The organism is Sphingobium sp. 15-1 (assembly GCF_013375535.1).
GTDB lineage: Bacteria > Pseudomonadota > Alphaproteobacteria > Sphingomonadales > Sphingomonadaceae > Sphingobium > Sphingobium aromaticivastans.
The window spans coordinates 1,113,206-1,128,729 of sequence record NZ_JABXJG010000001.1 but is presented as its reverse complement, the minus strand read 5'-3'; the positions used below and the strand labels follow the sequence as shown (position 1 = coordinate 1,128,729).

The 15,524-nt window shown below is 64.8% G+C and carries 14 protein-coding genes; 1 reads left to right on the top strand and 13 read right to left on the bottom strand.

Annotated features, from left to right (window positions below; all coding sequences use genetic code 11):
- The first annotated feature begins 456 nt into the window (after positions 1-456).
- Complete coding sequence (locus HUK72_RS05185; RefSeq protein WP_255325772.1) at positions 457-1,602, top strand: family 16 glycosylhydrolase; 1,146 nt, start codon at positions 457-459, stop codon at positions 1,600-1,602.
- Here HUK72_RS05185 and HUK72_RS05180 read toward each other — a convergent pair.
- From HUK72_RS05180 to HUK72_RS05120, 13 genes are read right to left on the bottom strand one after another with little or no spacing between them, the layout of a single operon-like run.
- On the bottom strand, positions 1,587-2,507 hold the full coding sequence (locus tag HUK72_RS05180; protein WP_176595827.1) for a glycosyltransferase family 2 protein: 921 nt from the start codon (positions 2,505-2,507) through the stop codon (positions 1,587-1,589). The two genes, HUK72_RS05185 and HUK72_RS05180, sit on opposite strands and share 16 nt — an antisense overlap.
- Positions 2,507-3,592 carry an acyltransferase gene (locus tag HUK72_RS05175; protein WP_176595826.1) on the bottom strand — a complete coding sequence of 362 codons (1,086 nt, stop codon included), beginning with the start codon at positions 3,590-3,592 and terminating at the stop codon, positions 2,507-2,509. The genes HUK72_RS05180 and HUK72_RS05175 overlap by 1 nt, the downstream gene beginning before the upstream one ends.
- Positions 3,589-4,716 carry an endo-1,4-beta-xylanase gene (locus HUK72_RS05170; protein ID WP_176595825.1) on the bottom strand — a complete coding sequence of 376 codons (1,128 nt, stop codon included), beginning with the start codon at positions 4,714-4,716 and terminating at the stop codon, positions 3,589-3,591. Before HUK72_RS05170 ends, HUK72_RS05175 begins: the two co-directional genes overlap by 4 nt.
- Entirely contained in the window at positions 4,713-5,681 is a 969-nt protein-coding gene (locus tag HUK72_RS05165; protein WP_176597752.1) for a glycosyltransferase family 2 protein, read from the bottom strand. The genes HUK72_RS05170 and HUK72_RS05165 overlap by 4 nt, the downstream gene beginning before the upstream one ends.
- Positions 5,681-6,631 carry a glycosyltransferase family 2 protein gene (locus tag HUK72_RS05160; RefSeq protein ID WP_176595824.1) on the bottom strand — a complete coding sequence of 317 codons (951 nt, stop codon included), beginning with the start codon at positions 6,629-6,631 and terminating at the stop codon, positions 5,681-5,683. The genes HUK72_RS05165 and HUK72_RS05160 overlap by 1 nt, the downstream gene beginning before the upstream one ends.
- Complete coding sequence (locus tag HUK72_RS05155) at positions 6,628-7,557, bottom strand: glycosyltransferase (protein ID WP_176595823.1); 930 nt, start codon at positions 7,555-7,557, stop codon at positions 6,628-6,630. The genes HUK72_RS05160 and HUK72_RS05155 overlap by 4 nt, the downstream gene beginning before the upstream one ends.
- Positions 7,550-8,950, bottom strand: a complete 1,401-nt coding sequence (locus HUK72_RS05150; RefSeq protein ID WP_176595822.1) for an O-antigen ligase — start codon at positions 8,948-8,950, stop codon at positions 7,550-7,552. The genes HUK72_RS05155 and HUK72_RS05150 overlap by 8 nt, the downstream gene beginning before the upstream one ends.
- Positions 8,920-10,212, bottom strand: a complete 1,293-nt coding sequence (locus tag HUK72_RS05145) for a polysaccharide biosynthesis protein (protein ID WP_176595821.1) — start codon at positions 10,210-10,212, stop codon at positions 8,920-8,922. The genes HUK72_RS05150 and HUK72_RS05145 overlap by 31 nt, the downstream gene beginning before the upstream one ends.
- Complete coding sequence (locus HUK72_RS05140) at positions 10,205-11,017, bottom strand: WecB/TagA/CpsF family glycosyltransferase (protein WP_176595820.1); 813 nt, start codon at positions 11,015-11,017, stop codon at positions 10,205-10,207. Before HUK72_RS05140 ends, HUK72_RS05145 begins: the two co-directional genes overlap by 8 nt.
- Complete coding sequence (locus tag HUK72_RS05135) at positions 11,014-11,919, bottom strand: capsular biosynthesis protein (protein ID WP_176595819.1); 906 nt, start codon at positions 11,917-11,919, stop codon at positions 11,014-11,016. The genes HUK72_RS05140 and HUK72_RS05135 overlap by 4 nt, the downstream gene beginning before the upstream one ends.
- Positions 11,916-13,274 (bottom strand): GNVR domain-containing protein, encoded by a 1,359-nt coding sequence (locus HUK72_RS05130; RefSeq protein ID WP_176595818.1) that lies wholly within the window; start codon positions 13,272-13,274, stop codon positions 11,916-11,918. The genes HUK72_RS05135 and HUK72_RS05130 overlap by 4 nt, the downstream gene beginning before the upstream one ends.
- Positions 13,271-14,698, bottom strand: a complete 1,428-nt coding sequence (locus HUK72_RS05125) for an ATP-binding protein (protein WP_176595817.1) — start codon at positions 14,696-14,698, stop codon at positions 13,271-13,273. The genes HUK72_RS05130 and HUK72_RS05125 overlap by 4 nt, the downstream gene beginning before the upstream one ends.
- Positions 14,695-15,519: a polysaccharide biosynthesis/export family protein gene (locus tag HUK72_RS05120; protein ID WP_176595816.1), complete on the bottom strand. Its 825-nt coding sequence runs from the start codon at positions 15,517-15,519 to the stop codon at positions 14,695-14,697. The genes HUK72_RS05125 and HUK72_RS05120 overlap by 4 nt, the downstream gene beginning before the upstream one ends.
- Between the last annotated feature and the right edge of the window lie 5 nt (positions 15,520-15,524).

The window sequence follows — 15,524 nt, the reverse complement described above, 5'->3', positions numbered from 1 at the left end:
CCCTTGGGAGCGGAATGGACGCGCTACTCTTCAAATTGATTTTTGTTCCAATCATACCGGTTCTGAAAGAAGCGCCGGTTTTCGCCATTCTTTAATGGGCTATTCATCAGTTCATCGCAATTCCTGCCTGATTGCGACGAGTCGTTATTGACCGGAAGTTTTTGTTAACCTTCATAGGAGACCCTACAGGGGATAACTTCGGGGGTCGTAAACATGCCTGTCAAAATGACTGGCTCCATTTTTGGAGCCGGAATAGCCATATTTTCTATCGTCGCGGCGGGAGCTGCCACGATTATGACTTCAGGGTCGACATCGAATAGGACGTCGACGACAGCCACCATTTCGCCGTCTTATACGACCGCGAGCTCGACACTAACGACATCGACGACAAGTGGTTCCGTAACAATCGGCACGACATCGGATTTTTCCGATTTCGACTTCGCCAATGGGACGAAGCTGCCGGAAAAGGCGACGTTGTCGCTTGGCAATGCCAGCTTCCGGCCGGGCAGCAGCATCGCCTATGTCCCGGTGACGCTGGATCGGCCGACGCCCAATACGGTGATCGCGCGGATCACCACCGTCAACGGATCGGGCACGCTGCGCGCGCTGTCGGGCTATAATTACCAGACGGTCGATACGGTGGTGATCTTCCGGCCCGGCGATCCGCTGATCCAGACCGTCGCGGTGCCGATCATCGCCGCCACGGAAGGGCAACAGTTCCAGGTGAAGCTGCGGGAGGTGCCCTGGGGCGGCCTTCAGGGGCAATACACCGCGACGATTACCGCCAGCAGCCTGGTGGAAGCAACGCTGAAGGCGACCGGCACCTTCCGCGAGCCGCGCACATTCGCGGCCAGCGGAACGCTTCAGTTCGAGCTGCTCAAGGACACGCACAAGCGTTCTCCCGACGGCGGCTGGGATCGCTGGGCGACGTCGCTCGCCAATGGTCGGACGCAACCTGGCAATGGCGAAACCGGTCTCTACCTCGATTCCACCCTTTTCCCTGGCGTCGAAGGGCCGGTCTATTGGGGAACGAGCGGGCTGGTGTTGCACAGCCAGAAGTTGAAGACGCCGATCAGCTATGGCGGCCAGACCTGGTATTATGGTTCGACAGTGCTGGACGGGCGCAACTTCCTGGCCACGCAGATCGGCTATGGCCAATATGAATGGGAAGCGAAAATGCCCAGCCGGCGCGGCTCATGGCCTGCCTTCTGGCTGGTGTCGACCAGCGGCTGGCCGCCGGAAATCGATATCTATGAGGGCTTTGGCTATCAGAGCTTTTGGGATTTTGACCGCCACGTCGCGCACACCATCCATGTCGGCGCCAACAGCACCCGCTACGATGCGCGGGGCGTCACGATCCAGACGCAGCAGGCCTATGGCCTCAGCGGCTATAGTCAGGGTTTCCATCGCTTCGCCGTGGACATCCAGCGCGACTATATCACCTGGTTCGTGGACGGGGTGGAAACATACCAGTCGGTCAATCCCTTCCAGGGCTTCCGCTTCTATCCGATCATGGACGTCGCGGTGAAGACCAACAGCGCCTATGACGATGGATCGGGCGACATGATCGTCAAGAGCTTCAAGATCTACAGCGCGCCATAATAGGACTGGGCGCCTCCTGCCAGGGCATAGAGGCGCCCCCAGCTCTTGACCCATTGTCCGGCGATGTCGACGCGGCGCGCGCCGGGCAGCAGCAGGGCCGCCAGCCCGGCCGTCCGCAATCCCAATATCGCGATCGACCGGGCCAGCAGCTTTGCCGTACCGATCCGGCCGGGCAAGGCCTTGCGCCGCGCCATGGTTTCGGTGCAGCCGATGCGCCACATGCGTTTCAGCACCCATGAAAGGCGCGCCCGCTCTACCGGCACCCATTCGCTGACCCGCGCATCGGGCGACCAGCCGAAGCGCGCCCCGGCATCATGCAGCCGGGCGAGGAAATCCAAATCCTCGCCGCCGCTGCGGTTGAAGCGCGGATCGAAATAGGGCGCGGCGATCATCGCGAAGGCGCGGCGGCTGACCAGCAGGTTGTTGCTCGCCCAAAGCATGCCGGTCGCGCCCCATGGCCGTTCTTCTGCACGGAAGACCAATGTTTCCCGCGCCCAGCGTGGTGGCTGGCCAACGAAACAGCTATCCACCGGTCCGGCCACGACATCCGCGCCCACCTGCGCCTGACAGATCAGCAGCGCGTCGAGCCAGCCGGGCTGGGGCCATTCATCATCGTCGATCATGGCCAGGAAACGCATCGCCGGATCGTCGAGCGCGGCGTTGGCGATCGCATTGCGCACCGCGCAAAGCCCCGGCTGCGCCACGGTCAGCAGCGTCACCGGCAGGTGATAACCCTCCGCCAGCAGGGCGCGCACGACAGCGGCGCCCTCCTGCCGTTCGGGATCATTGTCGGCCACCAGCACCATCACGTCATGGCGGCCGGCCATGCCCGGTAACGTCTCCAGCAGATGGCGAAGCTGCTCCGGGCGGCGGAAGGTGGGGATGGCGATCCAGACCGCAGGCATCAGGCGGCGGCCTCCACGGCGGGCTTGCGGCTGCGCCCGCCGCGCTGGAACCATTTGATGAACTGATGTCCGCGCACCTCAACCAGCGCATAGCTTGCCCAGCAGAGCAGCCATGTCGCGACCAGCATGGCGGTGACGATCAGTCCGTCGAAGCCGGTGATCCCATGCTTGTGCGCAACCCCCATGCCGCGCGCGAACACGTCGCGCACCAGCGGATGCCAGAGGTAGATGGAATAGCTGATCAGGCCCAGATGGAAGCTGACCGGATTGGCCATGACCGCCCGCGCCGCCGCGCCGTTATAATAGCAGCTCAGCACCAGCGCCGGCATCAGGCACACCACCAGCAGATCGGCCTTTCCGGGCAGCAGCAACGCCAGCGCGATCAGCCCGCAGATCATGGCGAAGCCGCCCGTCCGGTCGATCAGCCGCTTGCACCACGCTTTTTCCGCGCAGCGATAGCTGAGCACGCCCAGCGAAAAACCAGCAAGGCAGCGCAGCAGCGTCAGCACCGTATCGCTGTCATTGACGTCCAAGGGGCCGCTCGATCCCCGGCCGGACATCGCCACCAGCGCCAATAAGCCGACGCACAGCAACCCCTGCACCCACGACCATCGCGAAAAAGCGATGATCGCGATCAGCGGATAGATGAGATAAGCCGCCACCTCCGTGCTGACCGACCAGCTATTGCCCGCGATCGGTTCCGTACCCCAGCCCCAGCTCTGCACCATGAAGATATTGCTGATCACATTGGCGGCATTGAGGTCGATCGCCTGATTGCCCGATATATTGAGCAGGATACGGGCCATGAACACCAGCGTGACGATCAGATGCAGCGGCCACACCCGTGCCATGCGGTTGATCAGGAAATCGACATAGCTGGCGCGGCCGAGATGGTTCACCACCCGGTCGTGATAGCCGAAGGAAATCACGAAGCCGCTCAGGATGAAGAACAGGTCGACCGCCAGATAGGCCCGGGAGAAGAGGGGCAGGCGAAACGCCTCGAACGTCGGATTATGCGGGATATGGTACAGCAGCACCGATACCGCCGCCACGCCGCGCAGGCCCGTCAGCGAGGAAATTCTCATGCGCCAGCGCTCCTTATCGCGGGGGCCGCGTCGAAGGCGGCGGCCATGGCGTTCCACAGCGGCTTGCGGCGCATCTGCCCGTCCAGCGGCAGGCCACGCGAAAGCTGGCCGTCGGGCCATTTATAATCCTTGAAATTGGACAGCCAGCTATAGCGGTCCGACAGCCCCCAGCAGAGCACCGAGCGCATTGCCGGATTGTCCAGCGCCACGTCCAGAAAGGCTTTCGCCACCGAGGCGACTTCGCGGTCCCGCTTGTCCGGATTGGGCGGCCCGCCCCGGTCGGCAATGTCGAATTCGGTCACCGACAGCGCCAGCCCATATCCGTTGAGCCGCTCCAGGAAGCGCGCGAACACTGCCTGGTTGAAGCCTTCCCTATAGGGCTTCAAATGCCCCTGTATGCCGACCGCATCGACCGGCACGTTGCGCGCCATCAGTCGGTCGAGCAGCTTCAACAGCGCGGTGCGTCGCCGCTCGCAACGGGGCGAGTCATGTTCCAGCCCGAAATCGGTCAGGAACCGCATGGGTCTGGGATCGACCTCGCGGGCGCGGTGGAAGGCGATGTCGATATATTCCTCGCCCAGCGCGTCCAGCCACATGCTTTTCGCGCGCATGCCATCGGCGCGGCCGTCATTGGGCTCAATCGCTTCGTTGACGACGTCCCATTCGCGGATCTTGCCAGCATAGCGGCGCATGGCGGTGTCGATATAGCTGGTCATCAGCTCCTCCCGCCCCGCCTTGTCCGCACGTTTTAGCGCCGGCTCCAGCCAGGGCGGCTGCGCGGCGTACCAGACCAGCGCATGGCCCCGCGCGCGCATTCCATGCTCCTGCGCGAAAGCGATGATCTGGTCGGCGCCGCTGAAATCATATTTGCCGGGCTTGGGTTCGGTCGTGCCGCGTTTCAGCTCATATTCCTGCACCACCATGTCGCATTCGCGGGCGATGGCGGCCGTGAAATCCGGGTCTTCGCGCAACTGGCGCGATTTGATCGCGGCGCCGAAATAGCGGCCCGACTTGCGGGCATGGGCGGCAAGGCCCGCCGTCCCGCCGACCTGCGCCGCGCTTGGCGGAATGGGCGAACAGGCGGTGAGCGCCGCCGCTCCGGCCAGGAATTCGCGCCGCCTCATAGTCGCTGTCCTCTGCCTGCAAGCATGTGGGAAAAGTCGATCCATCGGTCGGAAATGCGGCGATAGACAGGGTCGGGCATCACGATCTGCAACAGCACCGTCGCCGCCAGCCTCGGCCCGAAGGCGCCCCGGCAGACCGCGCCCAGATAATAGCGCATCGCCTGCCGCCGGCTGGTCGGCCAGATGCTCTTCGCCGCATGCCAGCCCATATAGGCGGAAAAGGCGCGGGGGCTGATATGGGGGCGCAGATCCCTGAGCCACATCAAGCTGCCGATGCTGCCGCGCACGGCCGACAGCCGGTCGTCGGCATGCCGGTCGGCCCAGATGGTGCCGGGCCGCTCCGTCATCAGGAAACGCGCCCCGGCCAGCGACAGGCGCAGCGCGAAATCGGTATCGTCACCGAATTTCACATCCTCGCGGTAGCGGACTTTCCCCGCCAGTATCCGGCTGAGCGCCATGCTGCTGGTCTGGATGAAACCGCGATCGCACATCAGATAACGGTCCATCGTCTCGCCGCTGGCGATGGCGCGGGGGGGCTTCAGGAAATTGCGTCCTTCGCCGCGATCCGCCAGCACCTGGCCATAGGCGACGACATCCTCGCTCTCCTGCACCAGCGGCAACAGGTCGGCCAGATGATGCGGCAGGAAGCGGTCGTCGCAATCCAGGAAAGCGATATAGCGCCCGCGGGCATGATCGATGCCCTTGTTCCGCGCCGCCGCGGCGCCGCGATTTTCCTGCACGATGACCTTGAGGCGCGGATCGTTGATCGCGCCCAGCGCCACCTCCGTCCCATCGGTCGATCCGTCGATCACGACGATGACCTCTATGATCGCGATGGTCTGTTCGAGCGCGGACATGACGGCGGCGACCACCGCATCGCGCCGCTGATAGGTCGGGATTATGATCGAAAAGAGCGGCGCGGCGGCTGCCGCTTTCAGAGTGGACGGAGGTTGCCATGCGGTCATCACGAACTGGCTCCACTTGCGGCTGCCCCGGCCTTGCCGAACCGCAGCACGAAGCCGTTGACCAGTGACCGGTAAAGCGGCTTGGGCAGATAGGAACGCAGCACCTGCCGGGCGATCACGCGGGGCGGAACGCCGCCCGCGACCATGCCGATGGCCAGATCCTTGATCGCGACGACAGGCTTGATCGGCGCCATATGATAGGCGAGCACCGTCGCCCGATAACCCCGCCGCGCCCGGTTGGTCAGCATATGGCCGCAGCGATCGAGCCAGTCGAGGGACGTCTCATAGCCCTTCACATAGGATGTCCGGCCCGCCTCGGTCGCGTCGAGCCAGACCGTCAACGCCTGATCGATCATCCGGAACCGCGCTCCCGCACCCTGCAACCGAACGCAGAAGTCGAGATCCTGTCCCTTCTTGAGCGCCGGGTCGAACAGCACTTCCTGCGCCATTCGCGTCGGCACGACCATGGTGCTGGTCTGCATGAACTGGTTGGCGCAGAACAGATATTCGCCCACATCCTCCCCCTCGCGAATGCCGCGATCGGGCCTGATCCAGTAGCGGTCGACGCCCCGGTCCACCTTCATCCGCGAATAGAGGACGGCGCGCCCATCGTCTCCCGCAAGCGCCTGCGCCATGATGGAAAGCTTGCCCGGCAGAAACAGGTCGTCGGAATCGAGAAAGGCGATATAGCGCCCGTCCGACGCCATGATGCCCCGGTTGCGCGCCGCGCCGCCGCCCGCATTGTCCTGCCGGATATAGCGGACGCGGGGGTCGCCAATGGCGTCGATCACCCGGCCGGGATTGTCGTGTGATCCGTCGTCGATCACGACGATCTCGAAATCCTGCCAGTCCTGCGCCAGCACGGACCGGATCGTGTCACCGACGATCTCCGCCCGGTTGTAGAGAGGGATGACGACGGAGAAAAAGGGTTGGGGGGCTGCATTGGTCATGCGCCATGCACCTTTCGATATTCTTCATAATGAAATCCGGCGAGGCCGGCGATCTTGCCCGCGGCGCGATAAAGCTTGCCGAGGCGCTCGACCCGCTTGCCTTGGTCGAGCGTCGCGACCGCGCCCAGCGAGCCGATCAGGAAACCCGCGACGATGCGCGGCGCTTCGCCCAGCAATGTGCGCAAGCGGCCCTTGTGGAAGCGCTCCACCATCATGTCGGTCATGCCCACGCGATAGCCGCGCATCAGCAGCCATTTGGCGGTGACACGGCTGGCTGGGATGAGTTCGGTGACGACCGCCTCCTCCGACCAGGCGAAGCGAAAACCCTTGCGCTGCATGCGGGTGAAAAGCTGCTTGTCCGACCCGCCGGTCAGCGCCATGCGTTCATCGAACGGCCGCTCGCCCATGGCGCGCAGGGCGGTGGCGGCCATTAGCACATTGGCTGTGCTGTCCACCAGCGCGACCGGGCCGGACTGACCGCGTTGCTTGGGTGCGAGCAGGGGATGGCGGACGGCCCAGGGCGCGATGGCGCTATCCATCTCCCGCAGCACCGCGCCGCCGACCACGTCCGCGTCCCAGCGCTGCGCCGTATCCGTCATAGCATCGATCCAGCCGGGGGAGGCAGCCTCGTCATCGTCCAGCATGGCAACATGGGTCGCGCCGGGCCGTGCCAGCGCGGCGGCGACGAGCGCGTTGCGCACCAGCGGAATGCCGCGCTCCGCCACCAGCAGAGCCTCGATCGGCCAGCGATAGCCCTGCGAAGCAAGCTGCTCGACCACGGCTAGCCCATCCTGCCGGGCGGCGTCATTGTCGGCCACCAGCACTTCCAGACTGTGCTGTGTTTGTTGCGCAGCGAGAGAGTCCAACGTGCGGCGCAGTCCCTGCGGCCGGTTGCAGGTCGCAATACAGACGATGATATTAGCCATTGACGCTCTCCTGCGGGAGACGATGCCGCCGCGACCATTGCGGGCGCGGCTTGGCCTTGAAGGTGGCGTGCGCGGTCGCGACCGCCGCGAGGAAGATCACCCAGACCTGGCGATCCTTGTCGAAAAAGCTGGTTTCCAGCAGATTCTGGTACATGACGAAGACCCAGATCGCGAAGGCGGGGACCATCAGCGACTGGTTCTCCTTGGTCGATCCAGTCAGGAACCAGTAGGCGGGCAGGGCCAGGAAGCTGATCAGCAGCATGATCAGCCCCAGCGGCCCCGTCGTCACCCAGATCTCCAGATAGCCGTCATGGGAATGGGCGGTCAGCATCTGGAATTGCTGGTTCAGATAGTCATGCGCCGGACTGTTGACGCCCACCTGCCAGAAGCCGCCGAAACCCGCGCCCAGATAGGGGTGATCCGCGAGATAGTCGAACACCACCCGCCAGATCGACACGCGCCCGGTGAAACTGGTCGGGTCAGCGAACAGCCGCTCGATGGTCGGCTGATAGGCGATGTAGAGCGCCAGGAAGCCGACCATGCCGAACCCCAGCATCAGCAGCAGGATCGCGCGCTTCTGCGTGTTATCGCTCAATGCCCGATAGATGTTGCTGATCGCCAGCATGCCGACGCACAACGCCAGCGAAGTCTTGCTCTTGGTTCCGATCACGAAGACGAAGGCCATGACTGCGAACAGGGCGTAATACCATTTGCGCCGGTCGATCCATGCATTGCCGCAGACGATGAAGGTCAACGCCATGACGGCGCCTGCAATGTTCTTGTGGAAGAAGAAACCGCGCCATGCGCCGATCAACGCCTTGTCGCTTTCGGTCGGCGGATGCACGGCGGCGGGCGTCAGCGGCAAGGATACCCAGCAGATGATCAGCGACACGATCAGCGCCGCGCGCAAGGCGTCGAACAATCTTTGCGGTCCCATCAGCGAGAGCGCGCAGAAGGTGATGTAGATCACGATCAACTGCTGCATCGCCCGCTTGAAGGACACGAAAGGATCGACGCCCCAGGTGCAGGAGATGAAGAACCAAACCAGCATGATCGCCAGCGGCCAGAAGGTGAATTTATATTGCAGCGGATGCTTGCGGATGATTTGCACGCCGGTCAGCAACAGGGCGAAACCAATGAACAGCATCTGCTTGAACAGGTCCGACCCGTCATTTTCCTGCGCCATCGCCACCAGCTCGTCCTGCGTGCGGGATGCGAAGGGCTGCTGGCCGATGAAGACCATCATCAGGAAGACGAAATAGAAGATCTGGGTGATCCAGACCATGCGCATGCTCTCGCCGCCGCCGGTCCGGGGGGTGGGAGGAGCGGCGATGCCGCCGCGCTGCCAGTTGGTCGTCATGGTCAGACGGCTCCCCGCTGGTCGCGCCGCCATTTGCGGTCGAGCTGCCAGATGCCGAGCATCATGACGAGCTGCGACAGCACCACGCCGCCGATGGAAAAGACCGGCGCGGCGCCCCACACCAGCAGCGTCACCGCGACAAGGCCGACGCCGCAACTGCGCATGCTCTGCGCGGCGAGGGGACGGAAGGCTTTGCGGGCCTGGGTCATGACGCTCATCGGCGTCTGCACGCATTGGACGAGGGAGAGGAGGGCGCAAAGACCGACCGCGATCATCACCAGCCGGTGGTCCAGCGTGGGCTTCAGGATCAGTCCGGGAAAGGCGTAAAGCGCGATCGCGGCCACCGCGCAGGTGCCCAGCCACAGCATGACCAGCGCCGCCATGAAGACCCGCTCGGACTTGATCGCCGCGCCATGATCGCCGCGCGCGACGGCGCGGGTCATGGGGGGGCGTTCCAACTGGGTCAGGGCGGTGATGCAGACATTGACCGGGCGGAAGAACAGCATCCCCACCGCGATCGGCGCGAAAGCGGTCGGACCGGCGAGCAGCGTCACGATATAGCTGTGCGAGTTGGATGTCGCCTCGGTCGACAGCACGCCGACCAGCGTCCAGGCCGATTGCTCCTTCCACACCGGGCGATAAGCGCCAAGCGCCCGGCCCGGGCCCATGGCGAAATGCCGCCGCAGATAGGCGAGGCCGAAGGGTAGCAGGCCCACCAGACTGGCCGCCACCAGCATGCCGCCTATGGCGGGCATGTCCGCTCCCGTCCGCATCGCGATCAGCAGCCCGGCCAGGATCGTCCCGGCATAGGCCATGTCCGATCGCGCAGCCCGCGCGGGGGCGTGATGCGCATAGGCGTTGGACCGGCCGAACCAGCGGATCAGCGACAGGGTTCCAGCCAACCCGAACAGCAAGGCCGCCATCGGTGAAGCCGTCACCCAGGCGATGGCCGCGCAGATCAGCCCCTGGCTGGCCGCCAGCAGCAGATTGACCGGAAAGAAGAAGTCGAAGCTCCGCGCCTCCTTGTCGTCGCCCTGGTTCACCGCGATGGTATAGGGCGTCGACACCAGCGCATTGGACAGGCTGTAGCCGAACTGGATGATCACCAGCAGGAAGGCCAGCGTGCCGATGGCCGCCGTGCCCAGATGGTGGATCGAAAAGAGCTGGACCAGCAAATGGCTGGCCGAGACGATGGCCGAAGACAGGCTGGCCAGCCCGAAGCGGCCGAACAGGCTGCCAAGGCGCTGGACGCGGCCCGTCAGTGGCGGGTTGTCGACCGCCTGGGCGTCAGCCATGGCGATGCTTCCAGATGAGCCAGAGCGCATGCGGATTGGTCGTGATATAGCGCCAGGCCAGCTCCCTGGGCCGCGTCGCCATGCGGTGCAGCCATTCGAAGCCGGACTTCTGCATCCACAGCGGCGCGCGCGGATAATCGCCGGTGATATAATTGAACAGCCCGCCGCAGGTGACGATCCAACCCGCCTTGATCCGTTCCCGGTTGCGTACGCAGAATGCCTGCTCCCGCGGCTTGCCTGTGCCGACCCAGAGGACATCGGGGGCCGCCGCATTGATCGCGTGGATCACCGCATCCTCTTCCTCGGGCTTCCAGAAGCCGTTGCGCCGTCCCGCCAGTTGCAGCCCCGGAGCCAGCCGCAGAATTTCGGTAGCGCAAGCGCTATTCACTTTCTCCTCGGCGCCGAGCAGATAATAGCTGACGCCCGCTTCCGCCGCTGGTTTCAGGCTGTCGATGAACATGTCGGTGGTGCTGGACCGGTCCGCTATAGGAGAGCCAGCGAACCAGCGGGACGCTGCGACGATGATCTGCCCGTCGGCATGGATCAGGTCCGCCTGCGCCAGATTGGTCCGGAAATCCGGATCGCTGGCATTCATCGACAGGCCCTGCCCATTGGCGTCGAACACGAGCAGGGGGGGCTGGTCCAGGCTCCGCCGCAAGGGCGCTTCGATCAGCATCTTGGCGATCAGCGCGTCCAGCGACAGGGTCGACACCGGCAGGCCGCCGACATGGGCTACAGGCGCGTCCTGCCCGATGCCGGGTGACGGAAGAGGCTGGTGACGCGCCAGCGCTTGTTCGGCGCTCATGCAATCACCGTCCCGGCGATCGGCACGCCATGGCGGTCAAGATCGTCGATCACGCGCCGCATGTCGGCAATGGCCGTATCCCCGCGCCGCGCGACGATGACCACAGCGTCGAAGCCCGCCAATATGCTGCCATAGGGCGTCTGGTCGCCCTTGCGCTCGGCCAGATAGAAAAGCATCGACGTGTCGCGAAGCCCCCAGCCATTGGCTGTGTCCGCCAGCGGCCCACGGGTGATGAGGCTGGTCGCGCTGCCGGATGCCCGGCCGGCCGTCATCAGCCAAAGCCCTTCCACCGCCGTCCTGGCGGCGGGCAGCAACGCCGCGCTGCCCATCAACTGCTCGGCAAGCCCCGCCTTGTTGGCGATGCGGAACAGCCGGTCGAGCGAAGGCCGCCCCATGTCGACGTCAATCAGCATCGTCTGCCCGTCCATCTGCGCCAGCACGACCGCCAGATTGGCCGCCATGATCGCCGCTTCATCGCCCGCCTCGATCGCCAGCACCGCCAGCCGCAGCGAGGAGGGATCGCCGTCCTTGGCCGCGGCGCGCATCTTGGCCCGGATCGTCCGCACCTTGGCCGCATAGGGACTGGCGGGGTCGAAGGCGGCGACCACCAGCGGATCGAGCCGCTGGTCCCCCTCCGGCAGCAGGGCGAAGCCGCCCTGCAACGCCGCGAGTATCCCCGCATCCTCCGGGTTCAGCAGTCCCAGATCGACCGCCGCATCATGCAGCGCCAAACCCTGGGACCGGGCATGGGCCTCGACCTTGTGCACATCGTCTTCGGCCAGAAAGCCATGCTCCACCGCGAGGCGGGCGAAGTTGTGGCTGTCGCGGGCACGCGGGCGCAGATTGCTCGTGCTGCCGGGCGTGAGTTGAGGCGGGGCGCCTGCCGTGGAACGCAGTCTCATGCGGCCTCCTGCTGGTTGAAGAACCAGCCGCCGCGGACGGGGACCGGCATCAGTTCGGTGATGACATCCACTTCGGTCGCGCGGGCCACGCCAGCGGCCGAGCGAACGCGCGGATGAACGATTTCCATGAGGATGACGGCCGTGATCCCGCCGACCAGGCCCAGGGCGATCCCGCCGATCAGCCACAGCATGATATTGGGCTTGGCGGGCAGCAGGGGCATGGTTGCCTCGTCCAGCGGGCTGGCATTGGGTTGCGAAATCTGGCTCTTCAGCGCCGCCTCGTTGAAGCGCTGACGCACCGTGTCATAGGTCTGCCGCGCCGCGTCGACGTCGCGCTGAAGCACCATCAACTGATCCTGCACGTCGGACATGCGGATCATGCGATCCTCCTGGCCCGCCATGTTGGACTTGAGGTCACCCTCCCGCCGGCTGGCCGCCACGCTGTTGGCGTTGACCGCGCCCGCCTGGCTGGAGCGTGCCGCCGCCAGCTTCGATTGCAGCTCCGACAGTTGCGCATTGGCGGCCGCCATGGTCGGGTGGTTCGGCCCAAGCGTCTTTTGCAGTTCGGACACCTTGGCGGATTGCCCAGCGACCTGTTCCTGCAAATTCTGGACGATCAGCGACCCTTCGATGTCGGACACCGAACCCGCCCCGGCCTTCGACCGGGCCGCCGCCGCTTCCGCCTGCGCCTGGGTAAGCTGATAGGACATGTTCTTCAGCTTTTCGGCCTCCAGGTCCATGCGGTTGATGCCGATGATGTCGTGCGCCCGCTGGAAGTCGGAAAGCTTCTTCTGGGCGATTTCATAACGGCGGCGCACTTCCTGCGTCTGCTCGTCGAACCATTTGGCGGAGCCGCGCGCGGGGGAGGCGCGCAGTTCGACCTGCTCGCGCATGTAGATTTTGGCGATCAGGTTCGCGACCTTGGCCGCGACCTGCGGATCGGCGTCCAGATATTGGATCTGAAGCACATTGCTCTGCCGCCCGGTCGTCACGGTCATGTTCTTGGACACCAGCGCGGCCGCCGATTGCAGCCTTGCGTCGGCGGGCATGTCGGTCGGCATGGCGTCGACGAAGCCCGCCTCCTTGGCGACGGCGTTCATCACCTTGCCGCTGCGGATGATGTCCGTCTGGGTGCCTAGGATGGAATCCGTGTCCGGCTTCGGTCCCTGCGCCATATTGGTGTCGGTCGGGTCCGTCTGCGACAGGTCGAGCAGCAGCGATGCCGTGCCCATATATTGCCGCGGCTGAAGAAAGGCGGCGATCGCGATGGCCAGGAACAATATGCCCCCGATCATCGCCGCCGTGCGCCAGCGCGCCTGCAGCGCGGCCAGCAAATCCATCGGGTTCATGGTCATAGCCCGTCCACTCCCTTGAGCAGCGCCCGCATTTCCTCGGCGGGCGTCTGGACAGGCGGCGCGCTCTGCGCCGGCTGCTTCGCCATCAGCAACAGGAATTGCGGCGCCAGCGTGTCCTCGAACATCCAAAGCTCGCCATTGGGCGTCGCGACCAGAGCGGGTTGCAGCCGCGCCATGGCATCCCGCGCCTGGCCCTCATTGACCGATCCGCCGCCCAGCACTTCATGGCCAAGCTTCACCAGCCGCTCATAGGAAATGGCCGACATCTGCGATGCCGCCACGGCGGCCAGCGCGATCATGCGGCGCGCCGATCCCGCTTCCCAGAGGATGCGGCGGAACAGCGCATGGGTCTGGCCGCTCATCTCCTCCCAATCTTCCAACGCCGACACCAGTCCCTGCTCGACATCAGAAAGCAGCATTCGGTCGCGCGCCGCCGCTTCGGTCACCAGCGCCGCCGACATGCCGAACAGCCGCGCATGATAGGGTGACCCCATCGCCGCGCCCGCCAGCATGTCCAGCGCGTCCTCATCGATCGCCAGCCGCGCATTATTGGCGCAGGCGATCAGCAGGCGTTCCAGTCCCGCCTTGGGAATGGGCGCGACCCGCTGCGGCGCGAGGTGACGGCGCAGCGAAGGATGGGCCGAAATCAGCCCGTCAATGTCGCTGGCGATACCGACCAGCACGACCTGCACCGGCGAATGAATGTCGGTCAGCAGCTTCAGCAGCGTCGCCACTTCCTGCTTCGCCGTGTCGGACTGCACCCGGTCATATTCGTCGATGATGAGGATCGAGCGTTCCCGCACTTCCTCCACCAGCAAGGCGGAGAGGCGGGACACGTCCAGCGGTTCGCTCATCATCTTGCGCGCCCGCTCCTGACCCGCGTTGCTCATCGGCAATTCGGTCAGGAAGGGGCGGAAGAGGGAATCGAAATCCGCCTCCCCATTGGCGGAGGCGTAAAGCGCAACGCAGCCCGCCTCGTCCGCCAGATCACCGAAGACGCGGGCAAGCGAAGTCTTGCCCGACCCCCGCGTGCCGAAGATCACCGCATGCTTGCGCTGCACGACGATCGCCTCGACCAGCTTTTCCAGCTCGCTGTTGCGTCCCGCCAGCCCATGGCGGTCCGTCACCGGCATGGCGGTGTTGAACGCGGCATAGATGCTGTCGCGGCGCAGGCTGATCGGCTTGATCGGCGCGGCCATGGCGCTCATCGACAGCGGACGGTGAGAGGAGCCTTCCGCCGCCGCCTCCAATGCCTCCTGCCGGAAGCCGGGCAGGGCCGGCACGTCCAGATGCAGCGGCACGTCGTCGGGAATGATGCGCTCATTGCGCTTCTCGCCGCTGCGGGTGAGGGACAGGAACCGGTCGAAAATACCGGATTTCTGGCCGGATCGTTGGTGCGTGAAGCCTTGATCGAGTGTCGTCAAAACAGCTTCTCCCGGATGATGAGGACATCTTCAGGCTTCACTGGATCGTCCAGATTGGCCTGTATTTCCTTCCCCTCCCGGCGCACTTTTATGCGTTTGGTCGAACCCGCCAGCGTCGGTCCCCCAGCCAGCGCCAATGCCTGCCGGAAGCTTTGTCCCGGCACATAGGAAAAGGCGCCGGGCTGCTGGACCTGGCCGTAGACATAGACTTTCTCCGCCGGCGGCACGAACAGCGTGTCGCCCGCCTTCAATGGCCGCATCGCGCCCGCCGCCATGTCGGCCAGCGAAATGCGCACCGGACCGCTGCCGTCGGCGGGGGTCAGGATGACGGCGTTGGCGCCATCCTTGGTCGACCCGCCCGCCTTGGCGAGCATGGACGCCACCGTATAGTCGCGGTCGAGCGGATAATTGCCCGCCTGCGGCACATTGCCCAGGACCGTGACGAAACGGCTGACATAATTGCTGACCTCGACGCTGACCGACGGCTTGGTGAGATAGCCGCCGCTGGCATAGCCCGACGCTATGTCCTGAGCGAGCTGCGACGTCGTCTTGCCCCTTGCCGTCAGCGGCCCGACCAGCGCCAGCACGACGGTGCCGTCCTCCTTGATGCGGGTGGTGGTCGACAGGTCGGGCTGACCGAAGACGGAGATCTTCAGCTCATCGTTCGGGCCGAGTTGATAGCCGGCGCTCCCCGCCTGCGGGGCGGGGGAGGCGACCGCAGTCGTCGCGGCGGTTCCGGCCACGGTTTGCGCAGTCGCGGAGAGGGGTCCTGCAATCATCATCAGGGCGGACATGGATTTCAGGAGAGTATCGGCTTTCACAGCGC